We start from the raw sequence: 25,611 nt of genomic DNA on the forward strand, positions 1-25,611 counted from the left end.
ACTTTTCTCTGCTCCCCCCCGATCCTCAAATCACAAAGAAAAAACGAAATCTTACCTTGCTTCGCTGGATGTTTCACTCTCGCCGGACCTCGGTCGCTCCTCCTGGGGGCAACACTATTAACGCTCATTTTTTTGCGCAACATAAAATTGAATACCAAGGCACACAAAGGTGACAAACCCCGCGTCATCCCGGGGCGGCGGGCAGGAATCGGGCAGCCTGCAATGAAAAACGGCGCAGCCGGAAAGCCGCGCCGTACCTGTAGGCCCATCCCCGCGTCAGAGCGCAATATCAGGGGGCGAAACTGTAGGCGGTCTTGACCGTGGTGTAGAATTCGGCGGCATAGCGGCCCTGCTCCCGCGAACCGTAGGAAGACCCCTTCCGCCCGCCGAACGGCACATGGTAATCGACCCCCGCCGTGGCAAGATTAACCATCACCATCCCTGCCTGGGAGCGCCGTCTGAACTCCCGCGCATATTTCAGGCTGGAGGTGCAGATGCCGGAGGAAAGGCCGAATTCCGTATCATTGGCAACAGCCAGGGCCTCCTCGAAATCCGCAACGCGGATGACGCTGGCGCAGGGGCCGAAAATCTCCTCCCGCGTGCTGCGCATGACGTTGGAGGCATCGAGAAACAGCGCCGGGCGCTGAAAGTACCCCTCTGTGGCACCGTTGATCCGCTCCCCGCCCATGACCTGCGCCCCTTCCTCCGTGGCCAGCGCGACATAGGAAAGGTTGTTGTTCAACTGGCTTTCGCTGGCCACCGGACCAATCTGGGTGTCGGGCTCCAGCGCATTGCCGACACGCAGCGCCTGAACCTCGGCACAAAGCCTGTCGACGAAGGCGTCGTGGATACCCGCCTGAACGATCAGCCGGGACGAGGCCGTGCAACGCTGGCCTGTCGAATAGAAGGCCCCATTCACACAGGCGGCGATGGCGGTGTCCATGTCGGCGTCGTCCAGAACCACCATGGGGTTCTTGCCGCCCATCTCCAACTGCACCTTTTTCAATCCTTCGGCCGCGCGCCCAGCCAGCGCCCGCCCGACGGAGACAGAGCCGGTAAACGAAATCGCATCGATCAGCGGGTGGCTGACGATCGCCTCTCCCACGACAGACCCGCGCCCCATGACAAGGTTGAATACACCCGCCGGAACACCGCTGTCGTGAAGGATCTGCGCCAGCAGATGCGCCGAGGCCGGTGTCAGGTCGGCGGGCTTGCAAACCACCGTGTTGCCATAGGCCAAAGCCGGGGCAATCTTCCACGCCGGAATGGCGATGGGAAAATTCCATGGCGTAATCAGCCCGACCACCCCCACAGGTTCGCGCATCACTTCAACATCCACGCCGGCACGAACCGAAGCCACCGCATCGCCTTGCACCCGCAGCGATTCCCCCGCGAAAAACTTGAAAATCTGTGCGGCACGGGCTGTTTCCGCAATCGCCTCGGGGAGGGTCTTGCCCTCTTCGCGGGCAAGAACGCGGCCCAGTTCCTCCTTGCGGGACATCAGCGTCTGGCCAACCCGCTCCAGCAGGTCGGCGCGCACCTGCGGGCTGCTTGCGGCCCAACCGGGCAAAGCCGCGTGGGCGGCCTGTGCCGCGGCCTCCACCTGCGCGGCCGTGCCCTGGGCGAACAGGCCCACAAGATCGGACAGATCGGAGGGGTTACGATTCTCGCTGGCGGAGCCGCCCGCGACCCATTCCCCGCCAATCAGGTTCTTGTGAATCTCACTCATCAGAAATCTCCGGCAAAACAGGGGGCGCCGCCGGAACCCCGGCGGCGCGATATGTCAGCATGTCGCCCGGTTCAGAAAAACGCCTGCAATCCGGTCTGGGCACGCCCCAGGATCAACGCGTGCACATCATGGGCGCCCTCATAGGTATTCACCGTCTCGAGGTTGCACATATGGCGCATCACCGGGAAAGTTTCCGATATGCCGTTGCCACCATGCATGTCCCGCGCCAGCCGCGCAACATCCAGAGACTTGCCGCAATTGTTGCGCTTGACGATGGAAATCATCTCCGGCGCGGCATTGCCTTCGTCCATCAGCCGCCCAACACGCAGGCTGGCCTGAAGGCCAAGGGCGATTTCGGTCATCATGTCGGCAAGCTTTTTCTGGTAAAGCTGCGTCTGCGCCAGCGGGCGGTCGAATTGCTTGCGATCCAGACCGTATTGCCGCGCGGCATGCCAGCAGGATTCCGCTGCCCCCAGAACCCCCCAGCTGATGCCATAGCGCGCACGGTTGAGGCACCCGAACGGCCCCTTCAGACCCTCGACATCGGGCAGCAGGGCCTCTTCTCCGATCTCGACCCCCTCCATCACGATTTCCCCGGTAACTGAGGCGCGCAGGCTCAGCTTGCCCTCGATCTTGGGGGAGGACAGCCCCTTCATGCCCTTTTCCAGCACAAAGCCGCGAATCTTGCCGCCATGGGCATCGGATTTCGCCCACACAACGAACACGTCGGCAATGGGGCTGTTGGAAATCCACATCTTGCTGCCCGACAAGCGATACCCGGTGTCGGTCTTCTCGGCGCGGGTCTTCATGCCCGCAGGGTCGGACCCCGCGTCGGGTTCGGTCAGGCCAAAGCAGCCGATCCATTCGCCGGAGGCGAGTTTGGGAAGATATTTCCGGCGCTGTGCCTCGGACCCGTAGGCGTAGATCGGGTACATCACCAAAGAGCTTTGCACCGACATCATTGACCGATACCCTGAATCCACACGCTCGATCTCGCGCGCAATCAGGCCATAAGCCACGTAAGACGCCCCTACCCCGCCATAGTCCTCGGGTACGGTCACCCCGAGAAGCCCCATTTCCCCCATCTCCCGGAAGATGGCCGGATCGGTCACCTCGTCGCGATAGGCCGCCACCACACGCGGGGCCAGCTTTTCCTGGGCATAGGCCGCTGCGGCGTCGCGGAGCATGCGCTCCTCCCCGGTCAGCTGGTTCTCCAGCAGGAACGGATCATCCCAGACGAAACTGGACAGGTCGGGTTTGCTTTGAATGCTCAGATCTTTCGCCATCGGCTCCTCCCTCAGGCTGCTTCGGCGGTTTTTGTCACGGCGGCCTCGATCGAAGCCTCCAGAATGTCGGCTGCCTCGTCGACCAGCGCCATAGGCGTGGTCAGCGGCGGCAGGATACGCACCACGTTGCCCCGCGTGCCACAGGGCAGGACGATGAGCCCCCGCGCCTCGGCCTCGGCCACGATGGCCTGGGTCAGCGCCGGGTCCGGGTCACGGCTGCCGCGATCACGCACCAGTTCGAAGGCAACCATCGCGCCAAGCCCGCGGACCTCCCCGATACAAGCCATGCCCTGCCGCTCCGCCACCGCTTTCAGGCGGGTTTGCAGCCGCTCGCCGATTTCAATGGCACGGGCGCACAGATCTTCTTCCGCGATCACATCCAGCACCGCGTTGGCGGCAGCCACGGCCAGCGGATTGCCGGCATAGGTTCCACCGACCCCGCCCAACGGGGCGGCATCCACGATTTCCGCCCGCCCCGTCACGGCGGACAGCGGAAACCCTCCGGCCAGCCCCTTGGCCATGGCCACAAGATCGGCCGCCACTCCGGCATGTTCAAAGGCGAAAAGCTTGCCTGTCCGCGCGATTCCAGCCTGCACCTCGTCGGCGATCAGGACGATCCCATGGGCGTCGCACAGCGCACGCAGGGATTTCAGGAACCCGGCGGGCGCAATATTGAAGCCCCCCTCGCCCTGCACCGGTTCTATGATGATGGCCGCAACGCGTTCCGGATCTATGGTGGATCTGAAAAGCTGTTCCAGCGCCGCCAGGCTCATCTCCGGCGTCACCCCATGATAGGCGTTCGGAAACGGCGCGTGATATACTTCAGGCGGCATGGCCCCGAAATTCTTCTTGTAGGGCATGACCTTGCCACAAAGGGCCATCCCCATCAGCGTGCGGCCGTGGAAAGCCCCCGAGAACGCGACGACGCCGGAGCGCCCGGTATAGGCGCGGGCCATCTTGAGCGCATTTTCAACCGCTTCGGCCCCTGTCGTGACCAACAGGGTCTTCTTGGCGAATTCGCCGGGGGCGGCGGCGTTCAACCGTTCGGCCAGGCGCAGATAGCTTTCATAGGGCGCAACGTGAAAGCAGGTATGGGTAAAGGCTTCTGCCTGCCCGGCCACGGCCGCCATGATCCTGGGGTGGCGATGGCCGGTATTGTTCACCGCAATCCCGGCGGCGAAATCGATATATCGCTTGCCGTCCACATCCCACAATTCGGCGTTTTCGGCGCGCTCTACATAGATGCCCCGCGTGGCGGCCCCCTGGGCAACTGCGGCAACGCGCCGGGTTTTCAGATCGTCAGACTTGGTCATCGCTGATTCCTCCCAACTTCCGGTCAGGTTTACCTTTGCGCAGGATTTTGAGCCAGTACTTTCTTCCAACTTGTGCAAATCCCTGCAATCGCATAGCAAAACAGCGTTTCGGGGAGGCTTTCATATGCACGAGTTCGATGTCGGCGCACGTCTGAGAGAATTACGCAAGAGTTTTGGAATGTCCCAGCGGCACCTGGCCGAGTCGGCAGGCGTGCCCCACGGGCAGATTTCAATGATCGAAACCAACCGCAGCAGCCCTTCGGTATCCTCTTTGCGCAAGATTCTGGGCGGCATGGGAATTGGGATGTCAGAGTTTTTCGAACCGGACGCACAAGACAGCGGGCAGGTATTTTTCACCCCCGGCGAATTGCGCGACCTGACCTCCCGCATTTATTCGGGCGCCGGCCAGGCGCAAGGCAGGATCACGCTCAAGCAGGTCGGCGATGCCCGCAGCCACAACCTTCAGATCCTGCACGAAACCTATGACCCCGGCGCGGATACGGGCGAGACCATGCTGGAGCATCTCGCCAGCGAGGGCGGCATCGTCATTTCCGGTGAAATAGAACTGACCGTCGGCAAGTGCCGCACGATTCTGAAGGCGGGCGACTCCTACCTGTTCAATTCGCAGGAACCGCACCGCTTCCGCAATATCAGCGACAGACCGGCGACGGTGATCTCCGCCTGCACGCCGCCTTATCTTTAGGCCTTCTCCGGAAACAGCGCCGCCAAGCCTGCGGCGCTGGCCTGTGCCACGCCACGTTCGGTGATCAGACCGGTTACCAGCGCCGCAGGCGTTACATCGAAAGCCGGGTTTCGCGCGGGTGTGCCGTCGGGGGAAATCTGTACCCACCCGATCTTCCCATCGGGCAAACGCCCCTGCACGCGGGTCACCTCATCCTGCGCCCGCTCCTCGATCGGGATTTCCCGCACCCCGTCCGTGACCGTCCAGTCTATTGTGGGCGATGGCAGCGCCACGTAAAACGGCACCCCGTTGGCCTGTGCGGCCAGGGCCTTCAGATACGTACCGATCTTGTTGCAGACATCGCCCTGTGCGGTGGTGCGGTCCGTCCCAACGATACACAGGTCCACCTCTCCGTGCTGCATCAGGTGGCCGCCCGCATTGTCCACGATCAGGTCATGGCTGACACCGTGGTGGTTCATTTCCCATGCGGTCAGCTGCGCGCCCTGATTGCGTGGACGGGTTTCATCCACAAAAACATGCACGTCGATCCCCGCCTCCGCCGCGTGATAAATCGGTGAGGTCGCGGTCCCCCAATCCACCGTCGCCAGCCAGCCCGCGTTGCAATGGGTCAAAACGTTGACGCGCCCTCCCCCCTTCTTCGCGGCGATGGCGCGAATGATCTCCAGCCCGTGCTGACCGATTCGACGATTGGTTTCCACGTCTTCGTCACAAATCTCCGCCGCGCGGGCAAAGGCAGCCCCGGCGCGGGCCTCGAGGGGCAACGGCCTGAGGAGACGATCCATTTCATCCAGCGCCCAGCGCAGGTTGATCGCCGTGGGCCGGGTTTCGTGCAAGACCCGCCAGGTTTCCGTCAGTGCGTCATCGGAGGGATCCGCCACCATCTGTACCGCCACACCATAAGCCGCCGTCGCGCCGATCAGGGGGGCCCCACGCACCCACATGTCGCGGATGGCATCGGCAAAGGCGGTGCGGCTTTCCAGGGACACGATTCGCAACTCATGGGGAAGCCAGCGCTGGTCGATGATCTTTACCGTTCCGTCCCCGTCACGCCAGATGGAGCGGTAATGAGTGCCGTCGATCTTCATGCGAGATCCTTTCGCTGCATATGCCTTGCGCGACAGGTTTCACATTTCCGAGGCGGGCGGCAACCGCCTATTCGCCACAGGTCCGGGGGAAAACGTGGCGCGGTTGACGGGGCTCGAACCCGCGACCCCCGGCGTGACAGGCCGGTACTCTAACCAACTGAGCTACAACCGCGCTTTTGTCGGGTCGGGAAGGCAGTGGCGCGGTTGACGGGGCTCGAACCCGCGACCCCCGGCGTGACAGGCCGGTACTCTAACCAACTGAGCTACAACCGCGTATGCCTTCCGGGTCATCCCGGCGTGAGGTGCCTTTTAGGCAAGCTGCCCGGCGGCGTCAAGCGGCTGCGTCATGAAAAAACGCATTTGCGCAAACGGGATGCGAAACACGATCTTTCCCCTTCGTATCGCCGGACAGAAACTCATGAGAGCCGGGCGGGTCTGCAACCTGCCGTGGCCTGAAATCCCGTCAGCCTGCGGTTTCGCGGTTTGACCTGAGCGAAGTTCCCGGGCCAGTACAGACTTGCCGATGGACGAACTGGCCTGCCCCTATCGGGTGGTCCGGTTTCAGTCTTAGTGCATGACGGGTCTCGGCCACCGATCGGCCCTGCGATACCAGTACGTCGACCTGCCTCAGCTTCGCGACGATCTCTTCCGGCTTGTGCCTCTTCTGTCCCATTCCTTCGTCCTCCAACTGGCCCGAAAGCCTACTTCAGGGAGGACCACTTTCAGGGAGCAGACCACCGGCACCTCCTCCTTGCCTCAAAATTAGCGGGCAAAGCGTCTACAAATCTAGGGGCACCTCAGCCGAACGGCGCGGCGTTGCGCATGCCACCACGCATAAAAGTGGTTGCACCGCTGCACGGAAGCAATTAGATCACCACCTCACAAGACCTCAGGCTTGCGGAGAGGTGCCGGAGTGGTCGAACGGGGCGGTCTCGAAAACCGTTGAGGGTGCAAGCCCTCCCAGGGTTCGAATCCCTGTCTCTCCGCCACTTGCCCCCGCGAAAGCGTTCTCCCGATCCGGCTGCGGCCGGATTTTCTCGTTGTATTCGAGGGTTATGCGGTTGGGGCTGAGCACTGCCCCTGCTGCCAGGCGGCCCGGAGGCGGTCTCACAGGGCCGATATTCTCCGGACCTCGTGACTGCGCCAATTTGGTGAATTTCTTGCAAGTAACTGAAAGCGGAAAACTTTTTGAGAGCGTCCGCGAAGCGGTTCGACGTGGGTGGCGTTAGCGAGATGGAACAGAATTCCAACTTGCTACCGCCTTGGCGGCCTCACTCGGAGGCGCAGTCTGACATGCCTTGAGAGGCTTCCCAGTCGGCGTAATTGCGTCCGTCCGGGAGTTTCCAGAGGATCCGGCCATTGGCGCTCGCACCAATGACCGCCGCAGCTGCGGCAGAGGCAGACGTGAAGCTGTAGGCGCTTGTGAAGACAAGAAAATCGCCTTCCTCGCGGAGCACACCCTTCTCGACAAGGGTGTTCCGGAGCGTGACCGTCCCTCTCGGTATTGTTCGCGTCGTCCGGACCCTTGCCCTCGAACCTGCTGCGACGACGAAATCCCCGGAGGGCCCAATTCCCATCTCTGCCGCGAAGCCCTCGCCTCGGAAGAAGAACCGAGGGCTTTCATGGATTTCAGCCTCTGGCAGTTCTCGCCCTGCGATCTGCTCCGGCGCACGACCGCGGACTTCTCGGAAGAGATCCCAGCCCAGGGCTCCAACCAGCGTTTTTGTCTGATCCACGAACTCGTCCAGCCGTTCGTAGTCTTCACCTCGATCAGCCGCGACCGGCCATCCTGCTCGAAGCTGGCGATGTCGTAGCCGGCACCGTCACCGTCCTCCTCCGACACCCAGCGGACCTTGCGCGCGAGGTCGTCGCGGCCCGCCGCCCGCAGCGCCAACCGCTCATGCGCCAGCACGCGTTCCTCTCCCGCGCGGCCGAGGACACGGTTACGCTCGTCGCGGCCGGCTACGTCGGACTTCCTGGCGATCCGCAACATCAGGTCCAGCTCCTGCGGTGGCGGCTGGTTCGACAGCGTCGGCGGCGGCCCGATCCAGATCTGCGCCGCATCGTGAAGGCCGGTGGGTGGTCGGTTGCCGGGGACCCGCAGGACCCACTCCGGATGCGAGTTCATCCATCGCAGAACGGCATCCTCAAGCGAGCTCTGGAAGTTGAAGGCGGGTGCGAGGCCAGTCAGCCAGGTCTCACCTAGCGCCTTGAGCACGGCACTGATGTTCTGGTGCTTGTATTCGATTGCCTTTGCGGACCGATCGATCCGGTCTGCAAGCTGTCGATATGATGCCGCCTTGTTCAGGGGTTTCCCCGCGAGGTCATCGAACAGCATCGCGAAGTAATCCGCGACGATCAGATCGTTCTCTTCGTCCGTCCAGGGCCCGGTCGACATTGCGCCAGGCTATGGGCGCGAAGTCTGTTTGTCATCAGAGACTTCCGGCAGGGATTTCGCTGCTATCGTCGGCCCCATGCACCAGCGCACCGGACCGGTGATCGGCCGCCACGGAGCCGTCCTTCTGACCGCCCTGCGCCTTCGTGTCGGTCTCCGTCACCGGATTATCTCGCGAACGGGGCGACCCCATGAACCCGGCAACCCATTGGAAATGCGAGAATGTTTTGCGCCGTCCTGTGGCCGTCGAGGGGCGCTCGAAGAGAGACGCAGGCCATTCGGAGACCCTTTCTACGTCAAGCGCCCGGTCTCCGAAGGGCGGATGGCCCTGCCAACGCCCTTTGAAACAAAAAGAAAAAGGGCCCCAATCGGGGCCCTTGGACGGATTCAGCATTTGAGTGTGGCGGAGAGACAGGGATTCGAACCCTGGAGACGGTTTCCCGCCTACACGCGTTCCAGGCGTGCGCCTTCGACCACTCGGCCACCTCTCCGTGGCGTGGGGTGTAGCCTCGAAACCTCTGCAAACGCAAGAGGGTTCTTGCAACTTTTCCCACGCTTGTCGCCCTTATCGTCCATCTCCATCACCATCCTCGGATGGCTCGATTTCAGGATGATACTCATCCCGCCTCAGCGCATTGCTGCTGTCTTGCGCGGTGTCCCCGCATGAGGCAACCAATGTTTGCACGGCATCCGGGTTGCGCAGCCAGATATCGCGCTGTGCGTAGGGAATTTCGATCCCCTCTTCGGTGAAACGGCGCGCGATCTCGTGATTGATTGCGCTGCGTACCGAAAGACTATAGTTCACATCGCTCAGGATCACGCGGATTTCGAACTCCAGTGCATCGGCGCCGAAACTGATGAACAGAACCGAAGGCGCAGGATCCACCACGACCAACGGCTGCGCCTGGGCGATCTCCATCAGGATTTTTTCAACCTTCCGGGTATCCGTACCATAGGCCACGCCGACCGGGATGATGACCCGCCCCATCAGGCTCTGATGGGTCCAGTTCGTGACATGTCCCGAAACGAGGTCGGAGTTTGGAACGATCACGTTGGTCCGGTCAAAGGTTTCGATCAGGGTCGAACGTACCGAGATATCCTTCACCGTCCCCATTACGCCGCCGACTTCGATCCAATCTCCCTGACTGACGGGACGCTCGATCAACAAGATGATGCCGGAGACGAAGTTTGACACGATGTTCTGCAGCCCAAAGCCGATTCCGACCGAAAGCGCCCCCGCCACGATAGCAAGAGACGACAGGTCGATCCCGGCCGTTGTGATGGCGACGATCACCGCGAGGATCACCCCCAGATATCCGACCCCGGAGATAAGCGCGCTCTGCCCTCCCCTGTCGATCCGGGTCTTGGGCAGAACCGTATTGCGCAGCGTCCCCTGCACCACCCGCGTCAGACCATAGCCGATTGCGAAGACAACGGCGAAAACCAGAAAATCGGATGGGGAAATCCGGGTTCCCCCGATCGTGAACCCCGAAAGAAACCGCGACCAGAGCTCGGTCAGGTCGGCGATCCGGGCCCCCCAGATCAACGCCAGAAAAGGCAAGGCCAGAAAAGCAAGCCCAAGCCCCAGAAGCGTCGGGATGAGCGATCGCTGTGCGCCCCCTTCCCCTGCGGTCCCGGTCAGAAATTCGTACAGGTCATCCACAAACCGCTGCAACACAAGCAACAGCGCGAAAAGCCCCAGCGTCAGAACGGAGGGAAACACGAAAAACACAGCCGCATCGCGATACCCGATAGCGGCAAGAACCGCCCCGGCCACGGCAGCCAGCATTCCCAACCGGCCCACGAACTCTGTCAGGCGCGCGCCATAGGCCCAGCCATCGACAACACTTTCCCCACTGCCTTTGCCGCGATCATGCTGCCGCACCAGTCTGCCGATCAGAAACAGCAGCAGTGCCATCGATACAATCAGCGGAAAGGACAAGACCGCGCGGACAGACTCGCTGTAATCATAGCTCTTGAACAGGAAGTCCATGACCACCCCGACAGACAGGATGACCCCCGTCATCGTGGTGTACAAGCGCCCCTTGGCAATACTGTCTTCCGGAATAATCAAAACCTGCTTGGAAACGGGCGTTTTCGGGAAGACCTGCCCGCCCAGCCAGCGGGCGGTAAACGGGACCAGGCCGATCAGCGGCAGCAGATTGAGCACCGCCGTCCCCTGCGGCCCGAAGATGCCGGTAGATTTGGCGGCCGCCGTCAGGGCAAGAACCCCCACCACCGGAACGATGATCTGCCCCAATGAACTGAGAGACCCGTAAACCGCGCGCCCACGCCGCTTGCCGCGGGTGAGGATGCGGCTGGTCACACGTTCCATCCAGCCGCGTCCCCGGCTGACGAGAACCCCGGCCAGAACAATAAAGAACAGCGTTACAGGCAGGTCTTCACGCATGTTCATACGATGGGCCGGGTCCTGTATATTCGTCCGCAGCTCCTCCCAGATCCCACGCCCGGTCTCGATCAGTGTCGACAGCCCCTCGCCCCAGAGCACCGGGTTAAGCGGCGTTGGCCCCAGGGACATCAACTCATCCGCCTGCCGGTCGCGAATGATCTTGTCAGCCTCGCGGATCAACCCGTCCGCCCGGCGATAGGCCAGCTCCGCCTGCAAAACCGGCGCGCGCAGCTCCGCCAGTTGCTTGTTCAGTTCTGTCCGGCGTGCGGCGATATCCTCGGCCTCGGTGCCGCCATCGGGGACCGGGCCCAGCGCATCGATCTGTTCCTGCAAAGTGGCGATGCGGCTGGCGTTGATATCCTGCGCACTCAGAAACCTCGTCCGCGCCTCCGTCAGCGCGGCCCGCAGGGTTTCAAGCGTGGCATTGCTTGCCTGACCCTCGGCCAGCAGATTCTCGGCCCGGGTCGCCAGGATCTCCCACGTCGTGTAATCGGGGATGGTCGCCTCCTCGACGGGCTGGGCAAGAACCGGCGCCGCCGGCAGGCAAGACAGAACAAGGGTCAGGCAGACCAGAATGCGGCACAAAAGGGTCACGATTGATATACCTCGGGCAGTGCACGCGCGGATCCGCCCAGCCAATGCGGCACCGGCAGGCCCTTTTCATGCAGGAAAGCGGGGTTGAAGAGTTTCGACTGGTAGCGCGTGCCGTAATCGCACAACACCGTGACGATGGTATGGCCCGGCCCCATCTCGCGCGCCATGCGCATGGCCCCGGCAACGTTGAGACCGGACGATGCCCCAAGGCAAAGCCCTTCATGTTCCAGCAGATCAAACAGCACCGGCAGGGCCTCCGCATCCGGGACGCGGCAGCAAAAATCGGGGGCAAGCCCGTCGAGATTGGCCGTGATGCGCCCCTGCCCGATCCCTTCGGCGATTGACGACCCCTCCGAGGTCAGCACGCCGGTGGTGTAATAGCTGTAAAGCGCCGCCCCCTCCGGGTCCGCCAACCCCACCTTCACACCCTTCGGCTGCAACGCCAGCGCCGTGCCCGCCAAGGTCCCGCCGGACCCGACCGCGCAGATGAACCCGTCCAGCTTGCCGCCGGTTTGCTGCCAGATCTCCGGCCCGGTGGTTTCCAGGTGCGCCTGCCGGTTGGCGGTATTGTCGAACTGGTTGGCCCAGATTGCGCCGTTCGGCTCGGTTTTGGACAGTTTCCCGGCCAGCCGTTCCGAATAACGAACGAAGTTGTTCGGATTCGAATACGGCGCGGCAGGCACCTCTACCAGGTCCGCACCGGCCAGGCGCAGCATGTCCTTTTTTTCCTGGCTCTGGGTCTCGGGGATCACGATGACCGTACGAAACCCCATCGATGCCCCTGCCAGCGCCAGCCCGATACCGGTGTTGCCCGCCGTGCCCTCAACGATGGTGCCGCCGGGGCGCAACGCCCCGCGCGCCACGGCATCGCGAATGATCCACAGCGCGGCACGGTCCTTGACCGACTGGCCGGGGTTCATGAACTCCGCCTTTCCGAGAATCTCACAGCCCGTGGCTTCGGAGGGACCGTTCAACCTGACCAGAGGTGTATTGCCGACCAAACCGGCGAAATCCTTGCGCATCCGGGCACCTTTTCTGTCTCGCGTTTCACCCTGCCTAGCGGTGCCACGCGGGCAACTCAAGCGGCCTGCCGCAACCGCTCACGATGTCTTGCAAGCCACATCAGGGAAATGACCAGCGGGGCGTTCTCGATCTCCCCACTGTCCATCAGCGGCGCGATGGCGTCAAATGGAAGGACATGGGCGCGGATATCCTCACCCTCGGACAAAACACCGCCAAGGCCCGCCGCGCTTTCAGGTAAGTCGGCCTCTGCCAGAAAGGAATACATGTATTCCGCGTTCGCCCCCGGAGAGGGGTAATAGCCATGGATGCGGTGCAAACGCCCTACCTCAAGTCCCGCTTCCTCCCGTGCCTCGCGGCGGGCGGCGTCATGCGGCGTTTCGCCCGCATCCACCAGTCCGGCAATGACTTCCAGCGACCATGCCTGCCCGTCCCCCCGTGCGACGGGGCCAATGCGGAACTGCTCAATCAGCAGCACACGGTCACGTACCCGGTCATAGGGCAATACCGTCGCCACATCGGCGGTGACGAAGGCCGCCCGGTTGATCGGCGCGGACATGGCCCCGTCGAAGCGGCGGTGGCGCAGATCGTATTCCTCGACAGCATAGAAGTTTTCATAGGCAAAACGGCGGGCGAGAATTTCAACATCCCCTGTCCCGGTCGGTCGGCGCAAGGCTGCGGGCCGGTCCCCCCCGGCCTGCAACCGCGCCTGCGCCCGGTTGCGCAGCATCATGATCCGGGGCCTGATCTGGCCGGGGTCGCGCTGACCATGGCGGGCCATGATCTCCGCCGCCGTGGCCAGCGCCAGCGCACTGTCGGCAGCCAGCCATGCGGGAAAGTTCCAGTCTCCCGCCAGGGCGGGCGCCTCCGGCTGAAACGCCGTGGCGACAACCCGGCCCGCTTCGGTCACCAGTTCGACCCGCCGGGGGACGTAACCCAGACATGCGTGGTAATGGAAAAGACGCGCCTGCGCCGCCTCATCCAGCCCCCGGACCAATACCCCCGCCACATCATCCCCCGACCCGGGCACCAGCATCGCCCCCAAACCGGTCGCCATCGCCTGATGGCCGGGAAGCCTGGCCGCCACGGCCTGCATGTCCTGCCCGCTGACGCATGAAAACAACGGCGGATGGCACAAGGTGCCGTAAAGAAAAACGTCGGTCATACTGCCTCGAAACCGGCTTCAGGCGGGCCGCGTCACGGTAATCTGTGTCACGTCACAGTTTCCGCTGTGAAAAGTCGCCGCGCAAGCGGTCAGGTACAAGTTCCACATGCGCCGGAAGCGCGCATCGAACCCCTGCGCGGATATTTCGTCCCACCTGCGGTTGAAGACCTCGTGCCAGCGGCGCAAGGTCAGCGAATAGCTTTCCCCGAACTCGAGAGAGCGGGTCACCTCCAGCCCGGCCGCGCGCACCTGGTCGCGCAGGGCCGCGGGGCTGGGCAACATGCCACCGGGAAAAATATATTTCTGAATGAAATCAATACCATTTCGGTAAATTTCGAACCGGCGCTCCTGCACGGTAATGATTTGCAGCGTGGCGTGACGTCCGGGGCGCAAACGGCTGCGCAGGCTGTCGAAATAGATCGGCCAGTATTTCTCGCCCACGGCTTCGAACATCTCGATCGAGGCGATACCGTCGTATTCGCCCCTGTGGTCGCGATAGTCCTGAAGCCGGAAGTCCACCCTGTCCGAAAGCCCGGCATTGCGGATGCGCGCCGCGGCGTACTCGTATTGCGCGCGGCTGATGGTCAGGCCGGTGACCCTGAGACCCTGCCGGGCCGCGTATTCCGCAAACCCGCCCCAGCCGCAGCCGATCTCCAGCACATGGTCACCCGGCTGCGCGCCCATCTCCGCGATTATAGAGGCGTATTTCTGCTCCTGCGCCTTTTCAAGGCTTTCCTGCCCGGTCCGGAACAGCGCGGAAGAATAGGTCATGCTGTCATCCAGCCAAAGACTGTAGAACTCATTCCCCAGGTCATAGTGATGGGAGATATTGCGCCGCGCCTGCCGTCTGGTGTTGCGCTGCAACCAGAACCGCAATTTCTCGAAGGCGCGTATAACGGACTGGCCGGGAAAGCCGTCATATATCTCATCATTGTCGGCATGGACGAGATCCATGAACGCCATCAGGTCCGGGGAGGACCAACCGCCGTCCAGATAAGCCTCACAAAAGCCGAGATCGCCTTCGCGGATCAGCCGGGCGAACAGGTCGTTATCCTGCACATTCACCTGCGCGACCGGGCCGGGGCCGCGCCCCTCGGCGCGAAAGCGGCGCCCGTCAGGCAGTACGAAATCCAGTTGACCCCGCCCCATGGAACTGGCCACATCGAACACCTGCGAAAAATAACGCGGCAAGTTCTGCTGACCCTTTGTCGATTTCAGGACGTCCATCCCGTCTCCCTTTTTTCGGTTTTTGGCAGATTGCACCCGGACAGGGCAAGAAGTTCACACGCGCACGGTTTCATAAGCCGCCAGCGCCCGCGCCCGCCCGGCGCTCAACCCGATAACCGGCTGTGGAGGCGGATCGCCGGGAGAAAGGTTCCAGCGGCGTGGAATGGCCCGATAGTAAGACAGCGCCGTGTCCGTCGGGCGGGCGCGCCCCTCGGCAAGCCACCTGTCGGTATACACACCGTGCGGATCGAACCTTGCCAACTGCGTGTCCGGATTGAAAATACGAAAATAAGGCGCCGCGTCCGGTCCCGACCCGGCGGTCCACTGCCAGCCCATCGCGTTGGAGGCCGGGTCCCAGTCGATCAGATGCTGGGCGAACCATGCCTGCCCGATGCGCCAGTGGGTCAGCAGGTGCTTGGTCAGATAAGAGGCGGCGATCATCCGCGCCCGGTTGTGCATCGTCCCGCTGACATGCATCTGGCGCATCGCGGCATCGACGAAGGCGACGCCGGTACGGCCCTGTTTCCACGCCAGCACCTCGGGGGCGTTGGCCTCGGCATTCCACGGGAAGGCATCCCATCGCGTGCGCCAGTTGGCCGTCAGCAGCCGGGGGGTATGATACATCAGGTGATAGGCAAACTCACGCCAGGCAAGTTCCCTGAGGAATGTCTCCGCCCCCGCGACACCCGCGTCCATCGCCATCATCCCCGCCTGCCAGCAACGCCGCGGACCGATCTCCCCCCAGGCGAGATTCTCCGAAAGGCCCGAGGTCGCGGGCAGGTCCGGGCGGTCGCGGTCCCCCGTATAGCGCGGCAGGCGCTCCTCCAGAAACTGTTCCAGCCGATCGGCGGCGGCCTCTTCCCCGACACGCACATGTGCGGCAACGACATCCGCACCACGCCCCATCCCCGCCCCCATGTGCCAGTCCGCGATATCTTCGCTGCGGGGCCAGATATCGGGCGCGGTGAGATTGGCTGGGGACGCCAGAGGCGGTTCGGCATCCAGAACCCTCAGCGCCTTCCAATAGGGCGTATAAACCTTGTAGTGGCGGCCCGCCCCTGTCTCCAGGGCCCAGGGTTCGAACACCACGTGGCCACCAAAGCTGCGGGCGGCCACACCTCGTCTGGCCAGCTCCGCCTTGAGCGGCATGTCGCGCGCGATCGAGTCCGGGTCATAGCAGCGATTCCACACCACGGTGCCGGCCCCGGTTTCCGCGACCAGCTCCAGCAGCGTCTCCCGCGCCGGGCCACGCCGGCATACCAGTCCGGCCCCCAGTTGGCGCAGGCGCTTGGCCAGTCTCTCGACCCCCAGCCCCAGCCGCCAGCGCGGGGCGGCCCCCAGTGACTCTACCGTTTCGTCATGCAGAAAAACGGGAATCAGCGGCCGCGCGCGCGACACGGCGGCCGCCAGGGCCGGGTTGTCCGAAAGACGCAGATCGCGCCGGACCCACCAAAGGATGGGGGAGGATGAAACCATGTCTTTCCCGGTACTTGAGGTCAAACTTGCCCGCAGGCGCAAAACCTACAATTCGCAATCTAGTGCACGGATCAGCCGGTCAACCTCAAGCGGCGAGTTATAATGCACAAGGCTGATTCTCAGCACCCCTTCCGCAGGATCAACCCCCATCGCGGACAGCAGGCGGGGCGCATAGAAATTGCCCCCCCCCGTCAGGATGCCGTGCTTTGCCAGCCGTTCCGCCAGCGATACGCCCGGTTCGGGCACCTGAAGCGAAACGGTCGGCACCCGGTTCCATCCCGGCCGGTCCGGCCCAAGGATTCGCAGCCCGCGGCTGCGCAAGAACTCCAGCAACGGTTCCACCAGGGCAATCTCATGGGCACGGCACAGTTCCGCCACTTTCGCACTGCGCCCGACCGGATCGCGACCGGCACGGTAGTGATGCTCATACAACGCGTCGACATAATCGGCCAGCGCGGCACAGGCGGCAACCTGGGCGTGGTCCGGCCCGGCAGGGGTAAACCGGCACAACAGATTCCCCGCATTGAAGTCATGGCCCTGATGGGGCAGCACCCGCGCCAGATCCCGCCGAAGCGTCATGATCCCCTGATGGGGGCCGAAGGTCTTGTAGGCCGAGAATAAGTAGATATCCGCCCCAAGCTTCCCAATATTGGGGAGCCCGTGGGGCGCGAAACTGACACCGTCAACGCAGGAGACCGCGCCCGCCGCACGAATACGGCTGCACAACGCGCCCACATCGTTCACATGTCCAAGGATGTTCGAACAATGGGGAAAGCACACCAGCCTTACCTTGTCGTCAAGCAGAACCTCCAGCCGCTCCGGGTGCAGTGCCCCGGTTTCCGGATCCACCTGCCATTCGCGAATCTCGACCCCCCCGTCGGCAAGGCGGCGCCAGACACCCGTGTTGGCCTCATGGTCCTGGTTCGTCACGATGATGGCCGCCCCCGGCTTCAGCCACTGGCGGACGGCCTGCGCCAGGACGTAGGTATTCGCCGAGGTCGAGGGACCGAAGTGAATCTCATCCCGTGCCACCCCGAGATGCGCCGCCAGCCGATAGCGGGCCGCGTCCATTTCCTCGCCCGCCCGAAGGGATGGGGCCCCGACCCCATAGGGCTGCACCTTGCGTTCATGGTAAAAGCGGTTGAGGCGCCAGATCGTATAGCGGCACGGCAACGACCCGCCCGCATTTTCCATAAAGGCCAGCCGTCGCTGGGCCGGGTCCTGAAAAGCCGTGAACTGGTTGCGGACGAAAGCAAGGTCGAGGCTCGTCATGGGGCGGTCGTGTTATTCCTAACAATTCCTGCCCCTCTGAATACGGGGGGCGGTCTTGAGATGCAACAATTTGGAATTGCTCCACTTCAAACAAACCGCCCCGCGCAGGGTCAGCGATCCTCGGTGAGAAGACCGCGGTAGATGGCAAAACACATCAGAAGCAACACAATGGTGAACGGCAGGCCGGTGGAAATCACCATCGCCTGCAATGCCCCCAGCCCGCCGCCAATCAGCAGCACAATGGCCACGGCCCCTTCGAAAGTGCACCAGAACACCCGCTGGGGCAGCGGCGCGTCGATCTTGCCGCCCGCGGTGATGGTGTCGATCACCAGCGATCCTGAATCCGAGGAGGTCACGAAAAACACGATCACAAGCACGATCCCGATCACCGAGGTGATGGAAGACAGCGGCAACTCTTCGAGCATTGCGAAAAGCGAGATCGGCGGATTGTAGCTGTCGATGACCTGTGCCTTCACCGCGCTGTTCGCCGGATCGCTGAGCACCTGCTCGATCGCCGTGCCGCCGAAGACAGCCATCCACAACACGCAGACGAGGCTGGGCACGATCAGTACCGATATGATGAATTCGCGCACGGTACGGCCACGGCTGACGCGGGCGATGAACATGCCCACGAAGGGGGACCAGGAAATCCACCACGCCCAGTAGAAGGTCGTCCAGCCATTCATGTACCCGGTATCTTCACGTCCGACCGGATTGGAAAGGGCGACAAGGTTCTTGCCATAGGCCCCCATCCCGGCCACGAAATCCGACAGGATGATCATGGTCGGCCCGACCAGCAGCACGAAAACAAGCAGCAACGCGGCAAGCCCCATGTTGACCTCGGACAGCACCTTGACACCGCCATCCAGCCCCCGCAGGACCGAAACCAGCGCCACTGCCGTGATCACGGAGATCAGGATCACCTGAACCGTGGTATTGGCGGGAATGCCGAAGACATGCTCCAGCCCCGCATTCGCCTGCTGGGCACCGAAACCAAGCGATGTCGCCAGACCGAACAGCGTTGCGAACACGGCCAGCGTGTCGATGATGTGGCCGGTCCACCCCCAGACACGTTCCCCAAAGATCGGGTAAAAAGCCGAACGGATCGTCAGTGGCAAGCCCTTGTTATAAGTGAACAATGCCAGCGCCAGCGCAACAACTGCGTAAATCGCCCACGGATGCAGACCCCAGTGGTAGATCGTGGCCGCAAGCCCCATCGTCCGTGCGGCCTCGACATTTCCGGCAATAATTGTCCCGTCCTCCGCTATCGGTGACGGCACGCCCAGCGGCTCGGATATGGCCATGTGGTAAACGGGTTCCAGAACCCCGAAGAACATCAGGCCAATACCCATTCCCGCCGCGAACAACATCGCGAACCACCCGGCATAGGTGAAATCGGGTGTCGCATCACGCCCGCCCAGCCGGACCCGCCCGACAGGCAGGACAATCAGCAGCAAACAGAACAGAACGAACAGGTTGGCCGCACTGAGAAAGAACCAGTCAAAGGTGGAGGTCAGGAAAGGCCGCAGCGCCCCGAAGATATCGGCAGCCTGCTGCGGCAAAGCCAATGCATAGAACACGAAGGCAACGATGGAGAGCCCCGAAATCATGAACACGGGGTTGTGGATGTCGAACCCGAAAGGCCCCAACTGGCCTTCCAGATTGTCCTGGCCGATCTCGTAATCGGTTTCGATGATATCCGCCGGCCCCTCGGGGGCGGGGATACCCGGTTGCGTGGATTCGTCAGACATGAAGTGTCCCTCCGCTCTCGCTCGGGTTTATGGTTGGGTCTCAGCCGGCGTGTTCACGCACCAGAAAGACCGAGGCGCTGGCGTGGCTTGCCAGCTTGCCGCCGTGGGACGGCCAGATGTAATCGCCCAGGTTCGGCAAATGCGACGCCATCACCACAAGGTCGGCGCCGGTTTCCTCCAGCGCATCGCGCAGGCGGGCATCCAGATCCGTAGCCGGATCGTGGCTGATCATCATCTTCGCATGCGCGGTAATCTTGTGGCGCGCGGCCTGTTCGGCGGCGAAGGCGTTCAGCTTCTGCTCAAACTCAACCGTCGTATGGGCCACCTTGCTCGGTTGCTCGGTGGTGACCGCGACATACGTCACCGGAACATGGTAGTGCCTTGCAAGATCGGCAGACGTGCTGAGTGCTCTTTCCAGCCGGTCGAGATGGGACAAATCCACCGGGGTCAGAATTTGGGTAAACACGAATTTCCCCTGTTTTCATTTGGGAGCCACCGAGGGTCCGGCCTGCGGCAGCGCCCGTGAATTTTCGGCTCCAGGCACAAAGGGCCCAGCCGGTTGTGGGGAAAGCTTAGCTTCCTCAAGCGGATTTCTCAACCAGATCGGCAGACAATACTGGATTTTAAATCAATTCAGGGCCTTATCCGCTTGTTTTTAGGTTTGTTTTTTAGAAACAGTCCCACCTATCGGCGGTGGGGCATGACACCCCGTGAAAAATACCTTCGTCATCCGAATTATTGCGCCTCGCAAGAGGCACGCAACCGCTCCTGATACGCGGCAGGCCGGTCGAGACTGGCACGCCACTGCGCCCATGGCTGGCGCTCAGCCTGAGCGGGAGAAATTTCCACTTCATTGAACCCCGACCGCAACGCCATCGGGAACTGATCGGCAATCAACGGGCCGGAGGCGCGCAACTGCCCGGCATAGCCCATCATCCGCAGACGCCGCGCCACGGTAAAGCCGCGCCCATCGGTAAACGATCCGAAAACGATGCGGATCACCCCCGGGCCATCGAGACGCCCCAGAAGACTCGCCGGGTCGCAATCCGCGGGCAAGTCCAACGCCCCCTGCCCGCGCCACTCCTCCAGGGGAACGAACCCCCCGGCATGGTTGTCGGGCGCAAAACCCGCCTCGGTTACGATCACGTTCACTTTTTTCTCCTCCGCCTCTTCCTGCTGCGGAACGGGCCCACGCACGGGCTTGCCGTTGATGAAATGGATTCCGCATTCCTGCTTTTCCCGGCCGCGCCAGCGGCCCGCACGCGCGTCTTCGCCTGCGGTCACCGGCGAGGTGCAGGGCGCGCATCCGATCGAAAGATACCCCCGTGCCACCAAAGGGTGCTTTGGCAGGCGGTTGTTGATCATGTAATCCTGCACATCCTGCGCCGCCCAGTGCGCCAGCGGGTTAACCTTGATGCGGGGGCCGTCAGATTCGAAAAACTCGATCCCGGCACGGGTTTGCGCCTGAAACCGCTTGCGGCCGGTGATCCATCCGTCAAACCCCGCCAAGGCGCGCTCCAACGGCTCGGCCTTGCGCAGGGCACAGCAGGCATCCGGATCCTGCCTGTGCAACAGGCCCTCCGAATCCCGGGCAGCAAGGGCCTCGGGCCGGGCCCGGATGGTGCGCAGATCCATCAGCCCCAAAGCCGCGGCAACCTCCGACTGGTAGGCCAGCGTTTCCGGGAACAGCATCTGCGTGTCGACAAACAGCACCGGCACGCTGCGGTCGATCACCGACAGCATGTGCAACAGAACCACCGACTCCGCACCGAAGGACGACACCAGCGCGATCCGCCCCACCAACGGGTCGGTCAGGGCGTGTTCGAGAACCCTGATCCCCGCATGATGCCGGTAGCGCGCGTTCAGCTCCGCGATACGGGCGCCCCCCGGATCATGCCGCATTCCGGGCCTCCCGCGGGTACAGGGCCGCCTTGAACGGGGCCGCCCCAAGACGGCGGAACGCCATCAGGAAGGTCTCCTCCGGTCCTTCGCGATGCTCCAGATAGGCCGCGATCAGCCGTTCCAGCGCCGGCAACAATTCCTCTGCGGAAAACCCCGGCCCGGCACGTTCACCCAGTACAGTTCTTTCCGTCCCGTCGCCTCCAAGGGTAATCTGGTAGTTTTCCACCCCCGCACGGTCCAGACCGAGTATCCCGATATGGCCGACATGGTGATGCCCGCAGGCATTGATGCACCCGGATATTTTCAGCTTCAGCGGACCGATCTCGTGCTCCAGCTTCAGCGCATCAAACCGCTGTGCGATGGCTTGAGCGACAGGAATGGAGCGCGCGGTGGCCAGCGCGCAGTAATCCATACCGGGACACGCGATGATGTCTGAGATCAGCCCCACATTCGCCGTGCCCAGCCCGGCCCCCAGAAGCGCCGCATGAAGCGCGGGCAGGTCGGCCTTGTGCACATGGGGCAGGATGACGTTCTGTTCATGGCTGATGCGCAGGTCGTCATGGCTGTAACGTTCGGCAAGCCCCGCCAGCAGACGCATCTGGGCAGAGGTCACATCTCCGGGCACCGCCCCATGCGCCTTGAGAGACACCGTCACGATGGCATGGCCCGGCTGCCGGTGCGGGGACAGGTTGGTATCCGTCCAGGCCCGGAACACCGGATCGCTACGCCGCGCGGCCTCGAACCCGTCATCGCTGCGGCTTTCGAAGACCGGGGGCGCGAAGTGGGTCCGGATTTCGGCCAGGCGGACCTGATCGCCCCCCCCGAACAACGGCCGCAACTCCGAAAACCGGGCCTCGACAAGCCTGCGTATCTCTTCGATGCCATGTTCATGAACCGCGATCTTGATACGCGCCTTGTATTTGTTATCCCGCCGGCCCAGAAGGTTGTAGGTGCTCAGGATCGCCTCGACATAAGGCAGCAGATCGGCCACCGGCAGAAACGGGCGCAGCACCTTGCCCACCATCGGCGTTCGGCCCAGCCCGCCGCCGATACTCACCTCGAACCCCGCTGCGCCGTCCTCGTTCAGCATGCGCAGGCCGATATCGTGGGCGCGGGTTACGGCCCGATCCCGCGGGCTGCCGGTGATCGCGATCTTGAACTTGCGCGGCAGAAACTGGAACTCCGGGTGATCGGTGGACCACTGGCGCAGCAGTTCCGCCCAGGGGCGCGGATCCTCGATCTCGTCGGCGGCGGCCCCGGCGAAATGATCGGCGGTGACGTTGCGCACGCAATTGCCGCTGGTCTGGATCGCGTGCATGCCGACATCGGCCAGCGCCTCCAGCATATCCGGCACATCTTTCAGCTTCGGCCAGTTGAACTGGATATTCTGCCGCGTGGTGAAATGGCCATACCCCCTGTCCCACTGGTCCGCGATATGGGCCAGTTGGCGCATCTGACGCCCGGTGAGAGTCCCATAGGGGATCGCCACCCGCAGCATGTAGGCATGCAGTTGCAGATACAACCCGTTCATCAGGCGCAGGGGGCGGAATTCCTCCTCGGTCAGCGCGCCGGACAGGCGGCGCTCCACCTGGTTGCGAAACTGCGCCACCCGGGCACGGACGAAAGCGTCGTCGAAAGCGTCGTATTCATACATGGCGAACCTCGGGGACCCGGGCATGGGCTGAAGGCCCCTGCGCGCGAAAGACTTCCCGGAAATGCATGGGCCGGGGGCCATCCGGGCCGGGCAGCATCTCGGCCAGATAGACCCCGACGACAGACGCGTCATCAGTGACCTCCTCCAGACGAAGCCGGGCACGGGCGATATCGGGGATGAGTTCCGCGTCGCGCACCTCCGGCACCCATGTCCCCAAGGGGCTCAGATAGACCACATGTCCCCCCAGCAGATCGTTGGCCGTCACAACCGAGAAAACCTGTTTGCTCATGAAAGCGCCTCTTTCAATTCCATCAGGGCCCCGGTTGCCGCACGCGGCGCCAGCCCCAGAAGCATCATCGCCGGGGCATCGCAGGCCCCGTTCTCAAGCGTCGTCGCCAGCGTTGCCAGCGTCCCCGGCAGAATCCGCTGATCCGGGCGTGACGCATTCTCCACGACAGTCACGGGCGTCTCGGACGCCGCCCCATGCATCATCAGCCGCCCCTGCAGGAAACGTGCCGCTCGCTTGCCCATGTAGATCGCCGCCACGGCGCCAGGACGGGCCAGCGCCCTCCAATCCTGCTCCGCGAAGCCCTGCATGTCATGGGCCGTCAGCAGCCGCAGGGCAGAGTTGCGCCCCCGTCGGGTCAGGCTTTGCCCGATACCGGCTGCGGCCGCCGAAGCCGCCGTGATTCCGGGCACTACATGCCAGCCGATGCCAGCGGCCTCACAGGCCTCGATTTCCTCCTCCAGGCGCCCGAAAACGGACGGGTCGCCCGACTTCAGGCGCACAACCAGATCTCCCGCGCCGGCATGTTGCACCATCAGCGCATTGATCCTGTCCTGGGGCGTGGCGGCGGCAAAGCCACGTTTGCCGACATCGACGATCCGCGCCTCCCGCCGGGCGAGATCGAGAATCGCGGGTGGAACCAGCCGGTCGTGCAAGACGACGTCAGCCTCATCCAGCGCCCGTCGCGCCGCCAGCGTCAGAAGCTCCGGATCACCGGGGCCGGCGCCCACGAAGGCTACGTGGCCGTCCCGCTCCTTCTGCGTCATGTGGCGAGAAAGCAAGGAGCGAAGCACCGCCTCTGCCGCTGCCGCCCCTCCCCGACCCAGCGCACGGGGACCTGCAGAAAAGTAGAACTCCGCCCAGAAATCGCGGCGGCGACGGCCCTGGGGCAGGTGCGCGGCCAGCGGACGAAATGCCTGCCCGATCCGCGCCAGAAGACCAAGGCGAACCGGCAGGCGCGCTTCCAGATCCGCCTTGAGGGCCCGGGCCAGAACCGGGGCCGCCCCCTCGGTCCCGATGGCAATGGTGACCGGATCGCGGTCGACGATGGCGGGGGTGATGAAATCGCTCCTTCCAAGATCATCGACGACATTCACCGGCACCCCCGCCGCGCGGGCCAGCCGGACGACGGACGCGGTCTCTTCGTCTTCCCCGGTGGCGGCATAAACAAGGGCCGCGCCGGGAAGGTCCCCGGCACAGAGCGATCTCCGCGTCAGGCAGATACGGCCCGATGCCGCGAGGGCCTCCAGCTCGGCCGCGGGGGAACGGGCAAACACGTGCAGACACGCCTCGGTCCTGAGCAGGACACGCAGCTTGGAAAGGGCAATCTCTCCGCCTCCCACGATCACGACAGGGCGGTCGGACAGGGACAGGAAGATCGGAAAATATTTCATGGCGGGCTCCCAACTCCCCACCAATATGGAATATTCTCCCTATGCTTTGCTATACGCTTGGCGCAATAAACATTTTTGTTCCGATTTTTTGGCCTATAAGGAATTTTCACCTGAATCTTCCGAAAATGGCGGGCCGGCCGAATGCCCCACCCACCGAAAACGAAAACGGCGGCCCGAAGGCCGCCATTACGTTTGCGGTTTTTCAGCCCCGCCAGTCGCGCCGGGGGCCGGTATCGACATGAACAAAGTTGCGGCGTGGGTACCAGCCAACCCCCCCCGCACCTTCGGAGCGCGCCAATTTGCACAGGAGAGAAGAGGAAACGCCTTCGACCCGGATGTCGAGCGCCTGTCCCTTCATGTGAAAACTGCTTGAGGCACCGCGCACCGACCGGTTTGTTCGGGGCGTCCGGTAGGCAGAGGTGATCTGAACCGGCCGGTCCGGGATACGGGCATTGATGCGTCCGACAAGATCTAGAAGCTCCGCGTCCATTTCGCGGGCCTTGTCCACACGCAGGTCCCGCAGCATCCAGTAGACTTTTGTCAGCGCCTCCTTGTCGAGCCGGTGGCTGAACAACCCGCGGCGCACCAGCGTGCCTTGGAAGGACTCCCCCGTGCGGGGACGGATCAAGCGGAGTTCGCGGTCCGAAATCGCAAGCGCGGGGGCTGGCAGCGCGCATACCGAAACAGCCCCAAGACCACATAGGGCCTGACGTCTCGTCAGCATCATGTCCTCTGTCTGCTGATTCCGTGACTTCCCAAGGCGTTTAAAGAGCCCGCCGGGCACTGTAAACATCCGGTTCTCCGAACTTCGTATCATATGCCCCCCATCGGCAAAAATCCGCACATCCACGGGGCCTGCGTACCCGCCCCGGCGGATTTAGAGAAAAATCCTTACCGGAAAACAAACGCCCCCGCAGAGGCACAAGATTGCGGTATTACCAGGTTTTCG

The 25,611-nt window shown here is 63.0% G+C and carries 20 protein-coding genes, 4 tRNA genes and 2 pseudogenes; 2 read left to right on the top strand and 24 right to left on the bottom strand.

Annotated elements, in window-relative coordinates; genetic code table 11:
• Positions 1-289: 289 nt before the first annotated feature.
• The 3 genes from C8N32_RS02285 to gabT form a co-directional block, all read right to left on the bottom strand.
• On the bottom strand, positions 290-1,729 hold the full coding sequence (locus C8N32_RS02285; RefSeq protein ID WP_107890856.1) for an aldehyde dehydrogenase family protein: 1,440 nt from the start codon (positions 1,727-1,729) through the stop codon (positions 290-292).
• Positions 1,730-1,800: 71 nt separating this feature from the next.
• Entirely contained in the window at positions 1,801-3,015 is a 1,215-nt protein-coding gene (locus C8N32_RS02290; RefSeq protein ID WP_107890857.1) for an acyl-CoA dehydrogenase, read from the bottom strand.
• Between the two features lie 11 nt (positions 3,016-3,026).
• The gene (gabT, locus tag C8N32_RS02295) at positions 3,027-4,328 is read right to left on the bottom strand and encodes a 4-aminobutyrate--2-oxoglutarate transaminase (protein WP_107890858.1); all 1,302 of its coding nucleotides are present in this window, start codon (positions 4,326-4,328) and stop codon (positions 3,027-3,029) included.
• A 124-nt stretch (positions 4,329-4,452) separates the two neighbouring features.
• Here gabT and C8N32_RS02300 point away from each other — a divergent pair, with 124 nt between their 5' ends.
• On the top strand, positions 4,453-5,031 hold the full coding sequence (locus tag C8N32_RS02300) for a cupin domain-containing protein (protein ID WP_107890859.1): 579 nt from the start codon (positions 4,453-4,455) through the stop codon (positions 5,029-5,031).
• Here C8N32_RS02300 and mtnA read toward each other — a convergent pair.
• The 3 genes from mtnA to C8N32_RS02315 all read right to left on the bottom strand — a co-directional run bounded on the left by mtnA (position 5,028) and on the right by C8N32_RS02315 (position 6,389).
• Positions 5,028-6,116: an S-methyl-5-thioribose-1-phosphate isomerase gene (gene mtnA, locus C8N32_RS02305; protein WP_107890860.1), complete on the bottom strand. Its 1,089-nt coding sequence runs from the start codon at positions 6,114-6,116 to the stop codon at positions 5,028-5,030. The two genes, C8N32_RS02300 and mtnA, sit on opposite strands and share 4 nt — an antisense overlap.
• Positions 6,117-6,211: 95 nt before the next feature.
• A tRNA-Asp gene (locus C8N32_RS02310) sits at positions 6,212-6,288 on the bottom strand.
• 24 nt (positions 6,289-6,312) lie between these two features.
• Positions 6,313-6,389 (bottom strand) — tRNA-Asp (locus C8N32_RS02315).
• 626 nt (positions 6,390-7,015) lie between these two features.
• Between C8N32_RS02315 and C8N32_RS02325 the strand changes: the two genes are divergently transcribed.
• Positions 7,016-7,105: transfer RNA gene (locus C8N32_RS02325), tRNA-Ser, on the top strand.
• Positions 7,106-7,387: 282 nt separating this feature from the next.
• Here the strand turns inward: C8N32_RS02325 and C8N32_RS15230 are convergent.
• The 18 genes and pseudogenes from C8N32_RS15230 to C8N32_RS02405 all read right to left on the bottom strand — a co-directional run bounded on the left by C8N32_RS15230 (position 7,388) and on the right by C8N32_RS02405 (position 25,386).
• Positions 7,388-7,693, bottom strand: a complete 306-nt coding sequence (locus C8N32_RS15230; protein WP_242509447.1) for a DUF4357 domain-containing protein — start codon at positions 7,691-7,693, stop codon at positions 7,388-7,390.
• Positions 7,694-7,860: 167 nt separating this feature from the next.
• Positions 7,861-8,514: pseudogene (locus tag C8N32_RS15235) on the bottom strand (protein NO VEIN domain-containing protein); the annotation flags it as partial.
• 34 nt (positions 8,515-8,548) lie between these two features.
• Positions 8,549-8,674 carry a hypothetical protein gene (locus tag C8N32_RS15460; RefSeq protein ID WP_274610732.1) on the bottom strand — a complete coding sequence of 42 codons (126 nt, stop codon included), beginning with the start codon at positions 8,672-8,674 and terminating at the stop codon, positions 8,549-8,551.
• Between the two features lie 238 nt (positions 8,675-8,912).
• Positions 8,913-9,002, bottom strand: a tRNA-Ser gene (locus C8N32_RS02340).
• A 74-nt stretch (positions 9,003-9,076) separates the two neighbouring features.
• Positions 9,077-11,515, bottom strand: coding sequence for a DUF3772 domain-containing protein (locus tag C8N32_RS02345; RefSeq protein ID WP_170106712.1), 2,439 nt, complete (start codon positions 11,513-11,515; stop codon positions 9,077-9,079).
• Positions 11,512-12,537 (bottom strand): cysteine synthase A, encoded by a 1,026-nt coding sequence (locus tag C8N32_RS02350; RefSeq protein WP_107890865.1) that lies wholly within the window; start codon positions 12,535-12,537, stop codon positions 11,512-11,514. Before C8N32_RS02350 ends, C8N32_RS02345 begins: the two co-directional genes overlap by 4 nt.
• 56 nt (positions 12,538-12,593) lie before the next feature.
• A complete protein-coding gene (locus C8N32_RS02355) occupies positions 12,594-13,700 on the bottom strand; it encodes an NUDIX domain-containing protein (protein ID WP_107890866.1) in 1,107 nt (368 codons plus the stop codon).
• A gap of 18 nt (positions 13,701-13,718) precedes the next feature.
• A complete protein-coding gene (locus C8N32_RS02360; RefSeq protein WP_107890867.1) occupies positions 13,719-14,927 on the bottom strand; it encodes an SAM-dependent methyltransferase in 1,209 nt (402 codons plus the stop codon).
• Positions 14,928-14,981: 54 nt separating this feature from the next.
• Positions 14,982-16,403, bottom strand: a complete 1,422-nt coding sequence (locus C8N32_RS02365; RefSeq protein WP_107890868.1) for a cryptochrome/photolyase family protein — start codon at positions 16,401-16,403, stop codon at positions 14,982-14,984.
• A gap of 45 nt (positions 16,404-16,448) precedes the next feature.
• Positions 16,449-17,675: an aminotransferase class V-fold PLP-dependent enzyme gene (locus tag C8N32_RS02370; protein ID WP_107890869.1), complete on the bottom strand. Its 1,227-nt coding sequence runs from the start codon at positions 17,673-17,675 to the stop codon at positions 16,449-16,451.
• 110 nt (positions 17,676-17,785) lie between these two features.
• The gene (locus C8N32_RS02375; RefSeq protein WP_107890870.1) at positions 17,786-19,426 is read right to left on the bottom strand and encodes a BCCT family transporter; all 1,641 of its coding nucleotides are present in this window, start codon (positions 19,424-19,426) and stop codon (positions 17,786-17,788) included.
• A 40-nt stretch (positions 19,427-19,466) separates the two neighbouring features.
• Positions 19,467-19,892, bottom strand: a complete 426-nt coding sequence (locus C8N32_RS02380; RefSeq protein WP_107890871.1) for a universal stress protein — start codon at positions 19,890-19,892, stop codon at positions 19,467-19,469.
• A 269-nt stretch (positions 19,893-20,161) separates the two neighbouring features.
• Positions 20,162-20,578, bottom strand: coding sequence for a DUF934 domain-containing protein (locus C8N32_RS15240; protein WP_170106717.1), 417 nt, complete (start codon positions 20,576-20,578; stop codon positions 20,162-20,164).
• A gap of 12 nt (positions 20,579-20,590) precedes the next feature.
• Positions 20,591-21,328 (bottom strand): annotated as a pseudogene (locus tag C8N32_RS15245) (phosphoadenylyl-sulfate reductase); the annotation flags it as partial.
• Positions 21,318-22,982, bottom strand: coding sequence for a nitrite/sulfite reductase (locus C8N32_RS02390; RefSeq protein ID WP_107890873.1), 1,665 nt, complete (start codon positions 22,980-22,982; stop codon positions 21,318-21,320). The gene C8N32_RS02390 and the pseudogene C8N32_RS15245, both read right to left, overlap by 11 nt.
• On the bottom strand, positions 22,975-23,271 hold the full coding sequence (locus tag C8N32_RS02395; protein WP_107890874.1) for a DUF2849 domain-containing protein: 297 nt from the start codon (positions 23,269-23,271) through the stop codon (positions 22,975-22,977). Before C8N32_RS02395 ends, C8N32_RS02390 begins: the two co-directional genes overlap by 8 nt.
• On the bottom strand, positions 23,268-24,662 hold the full coding sequence (cysG, locus tag C8N32_RS02400; RefSeq protein WP_107890875.1) for a siroheme synthase CysG: 1,395 nt from the start codon (positions 24,660-24,662) through the stop codon (positions 23,268-23,270). The genes C8N32_RS02395 and cysG overlap by 4 nt, the downstream gene beginning before the upstream one ends.
• A 202-nt stretch (positions 24,663-24,864) precedes the next feature.
• Positions 24,865-25,386 carry a YcbK family protein gene (locus C8N32_RS02405; protein ID WP_170106713.1) on the bottom strand — a complete coding sequence of 174 codons (522 nt, stop codon included), beginning with the start codon at positions 25,384-25,386 and terminating at the stop codon, positions 24,865-24,867.
• Positions 25,387-25,611: the final 225 nt, after the last annotated feature.

This window comes from Rhodovulum imhoffii (genome assembly GCF_003046545.1).
Lineage (GTDB): Bacteria > Pseudomonadota > Alphaproteobacteria > Rhodobacterales > Rhodobacteraceae > Rhodovulum > Rhodovulum imhoffii.

What these genes read in the sequence shown, in the direction of transcription:
- C8N32_RS15230 (WP_242509447.1), bottom strand. Translation starts at nt 7,693, where the DNA reads ATGGGAATTGGGCCCTCCGGGGATTTCGTCGTCGCAGCAGGTTCGAGG.
- C8N32_RS02350 (WP_107890865.1), bottom strand. Translation starts at nt 12,537, where the DNA reads ATGCGCAAGGATTTCGCCGGTTTGGTCGGCAATACACCTCTGGTCAGG.
- C8N32_RS02290 (WP_107890857.1), bottom strand. Translation starts at nt 3,015, where the DNA reads ATGGCGAAAGATCTGAGCATTCAAAGCAAACCCGACCTGTCCAGTTTC.
- gabT (WP_107890858.1), bottom strand. Translation starts at nt 4,328, where the DNA reads ATGACCAAGTCTGACGATCTGAAAACCCGGCGCGTTGCCGCAGTTGCC.
- C8N32_RS02360 (WP_107890867.1), bottom strand. Translation starts at nt 14,927, where the DNA reads ATGGACGTCCTGAAATCGACAAAGGGTCAGCAGAACTTGCCGCGTTAT.
- C8N32_RS02370 (WP_107890869.1), bottom strand. Translation starts at nt 17,675, where the DNA reads ATGACGAGCCTCGACCTTGCTTTCGTCCGCAACCAGTTCACGGCTTTT.
- C8N32_RS02285 (WP_107890856.1), bottom strand. Translation starts at nt 1,729, where the DNA reads ATGAGTGAGATTCACAAGAACCTGATTGGCGGGGAATGGGTCGCGGGC.
- C8N32_RS02375 (WP_107890870.1), bottom strand. Translation starts at nt 19,426, where the DNA reads ATGTCTGACGAATCCACGCAACCGGGTATCCCCGCCCCCGAGGGGCCG.
- C8N32_RS02355 (WP_107890866.1), bottom strand. Translation starts at nt 13,700, where the DNA reads ATGACCGACGTTTTTCTTTACGGCACCTTGTGCCATCCGCCGTTGTTT.
- C8N32_RS02365 (WP_107890868.1), bottom strand. Translation starts at nt 16,403, where the DNA reads ATGGTTTCATCCTCCCCCATCCTTTGGTGGGTCCGGCGCGATCTGCGT.
- C8N32_RS02395 (WP_107890874.1), bottom strand. Translation starts at nt 23,271, where the DNA reads ATGAGCAAACAGGTTTTCTCGGTTGTGACGGCCAACGATCTGCTGGGG.
- mtnA (WP_107890860.1), bottom strand. Translation starts at nt 6,116, where the DNA reads ATGAAGATCGACGGCACTCATTACCGCTCCATCTGGCGTGACGGGGAC.
- C8N32_RS02300 (WP_107890859.1), top strand. Translation starts at nt 4,453, where the DNA reads ATGCACGAGTTCGATGTCGGCGCACGTCTGAGAGAATTACGCAAGAGT.
- cysG (WP_107890875.1), bottom strand. Translation starts at nt 24,662, where the DNA reads ATGAAATATTTTCCGATCTTCCTGTCCCTGTCCGACCGCCCTGTCGTG.
- C8N32_RS02405 (WP_170106713.1), bottom strand. Translation starts at nt 25,386, where the DNA reads ATGCTGACGAGACGTCAGGCCCTATGTGGTCTTGGGGCTGTTTCGGTA.
- C8N32_RS02390 (WP_107890873.1), bottom strand. Translation starts at nt 22,982, where the DNA reads ATGTATGAATACGACGCTTTCGACGACGCTTTCGTCCGTGCCCGGGTG.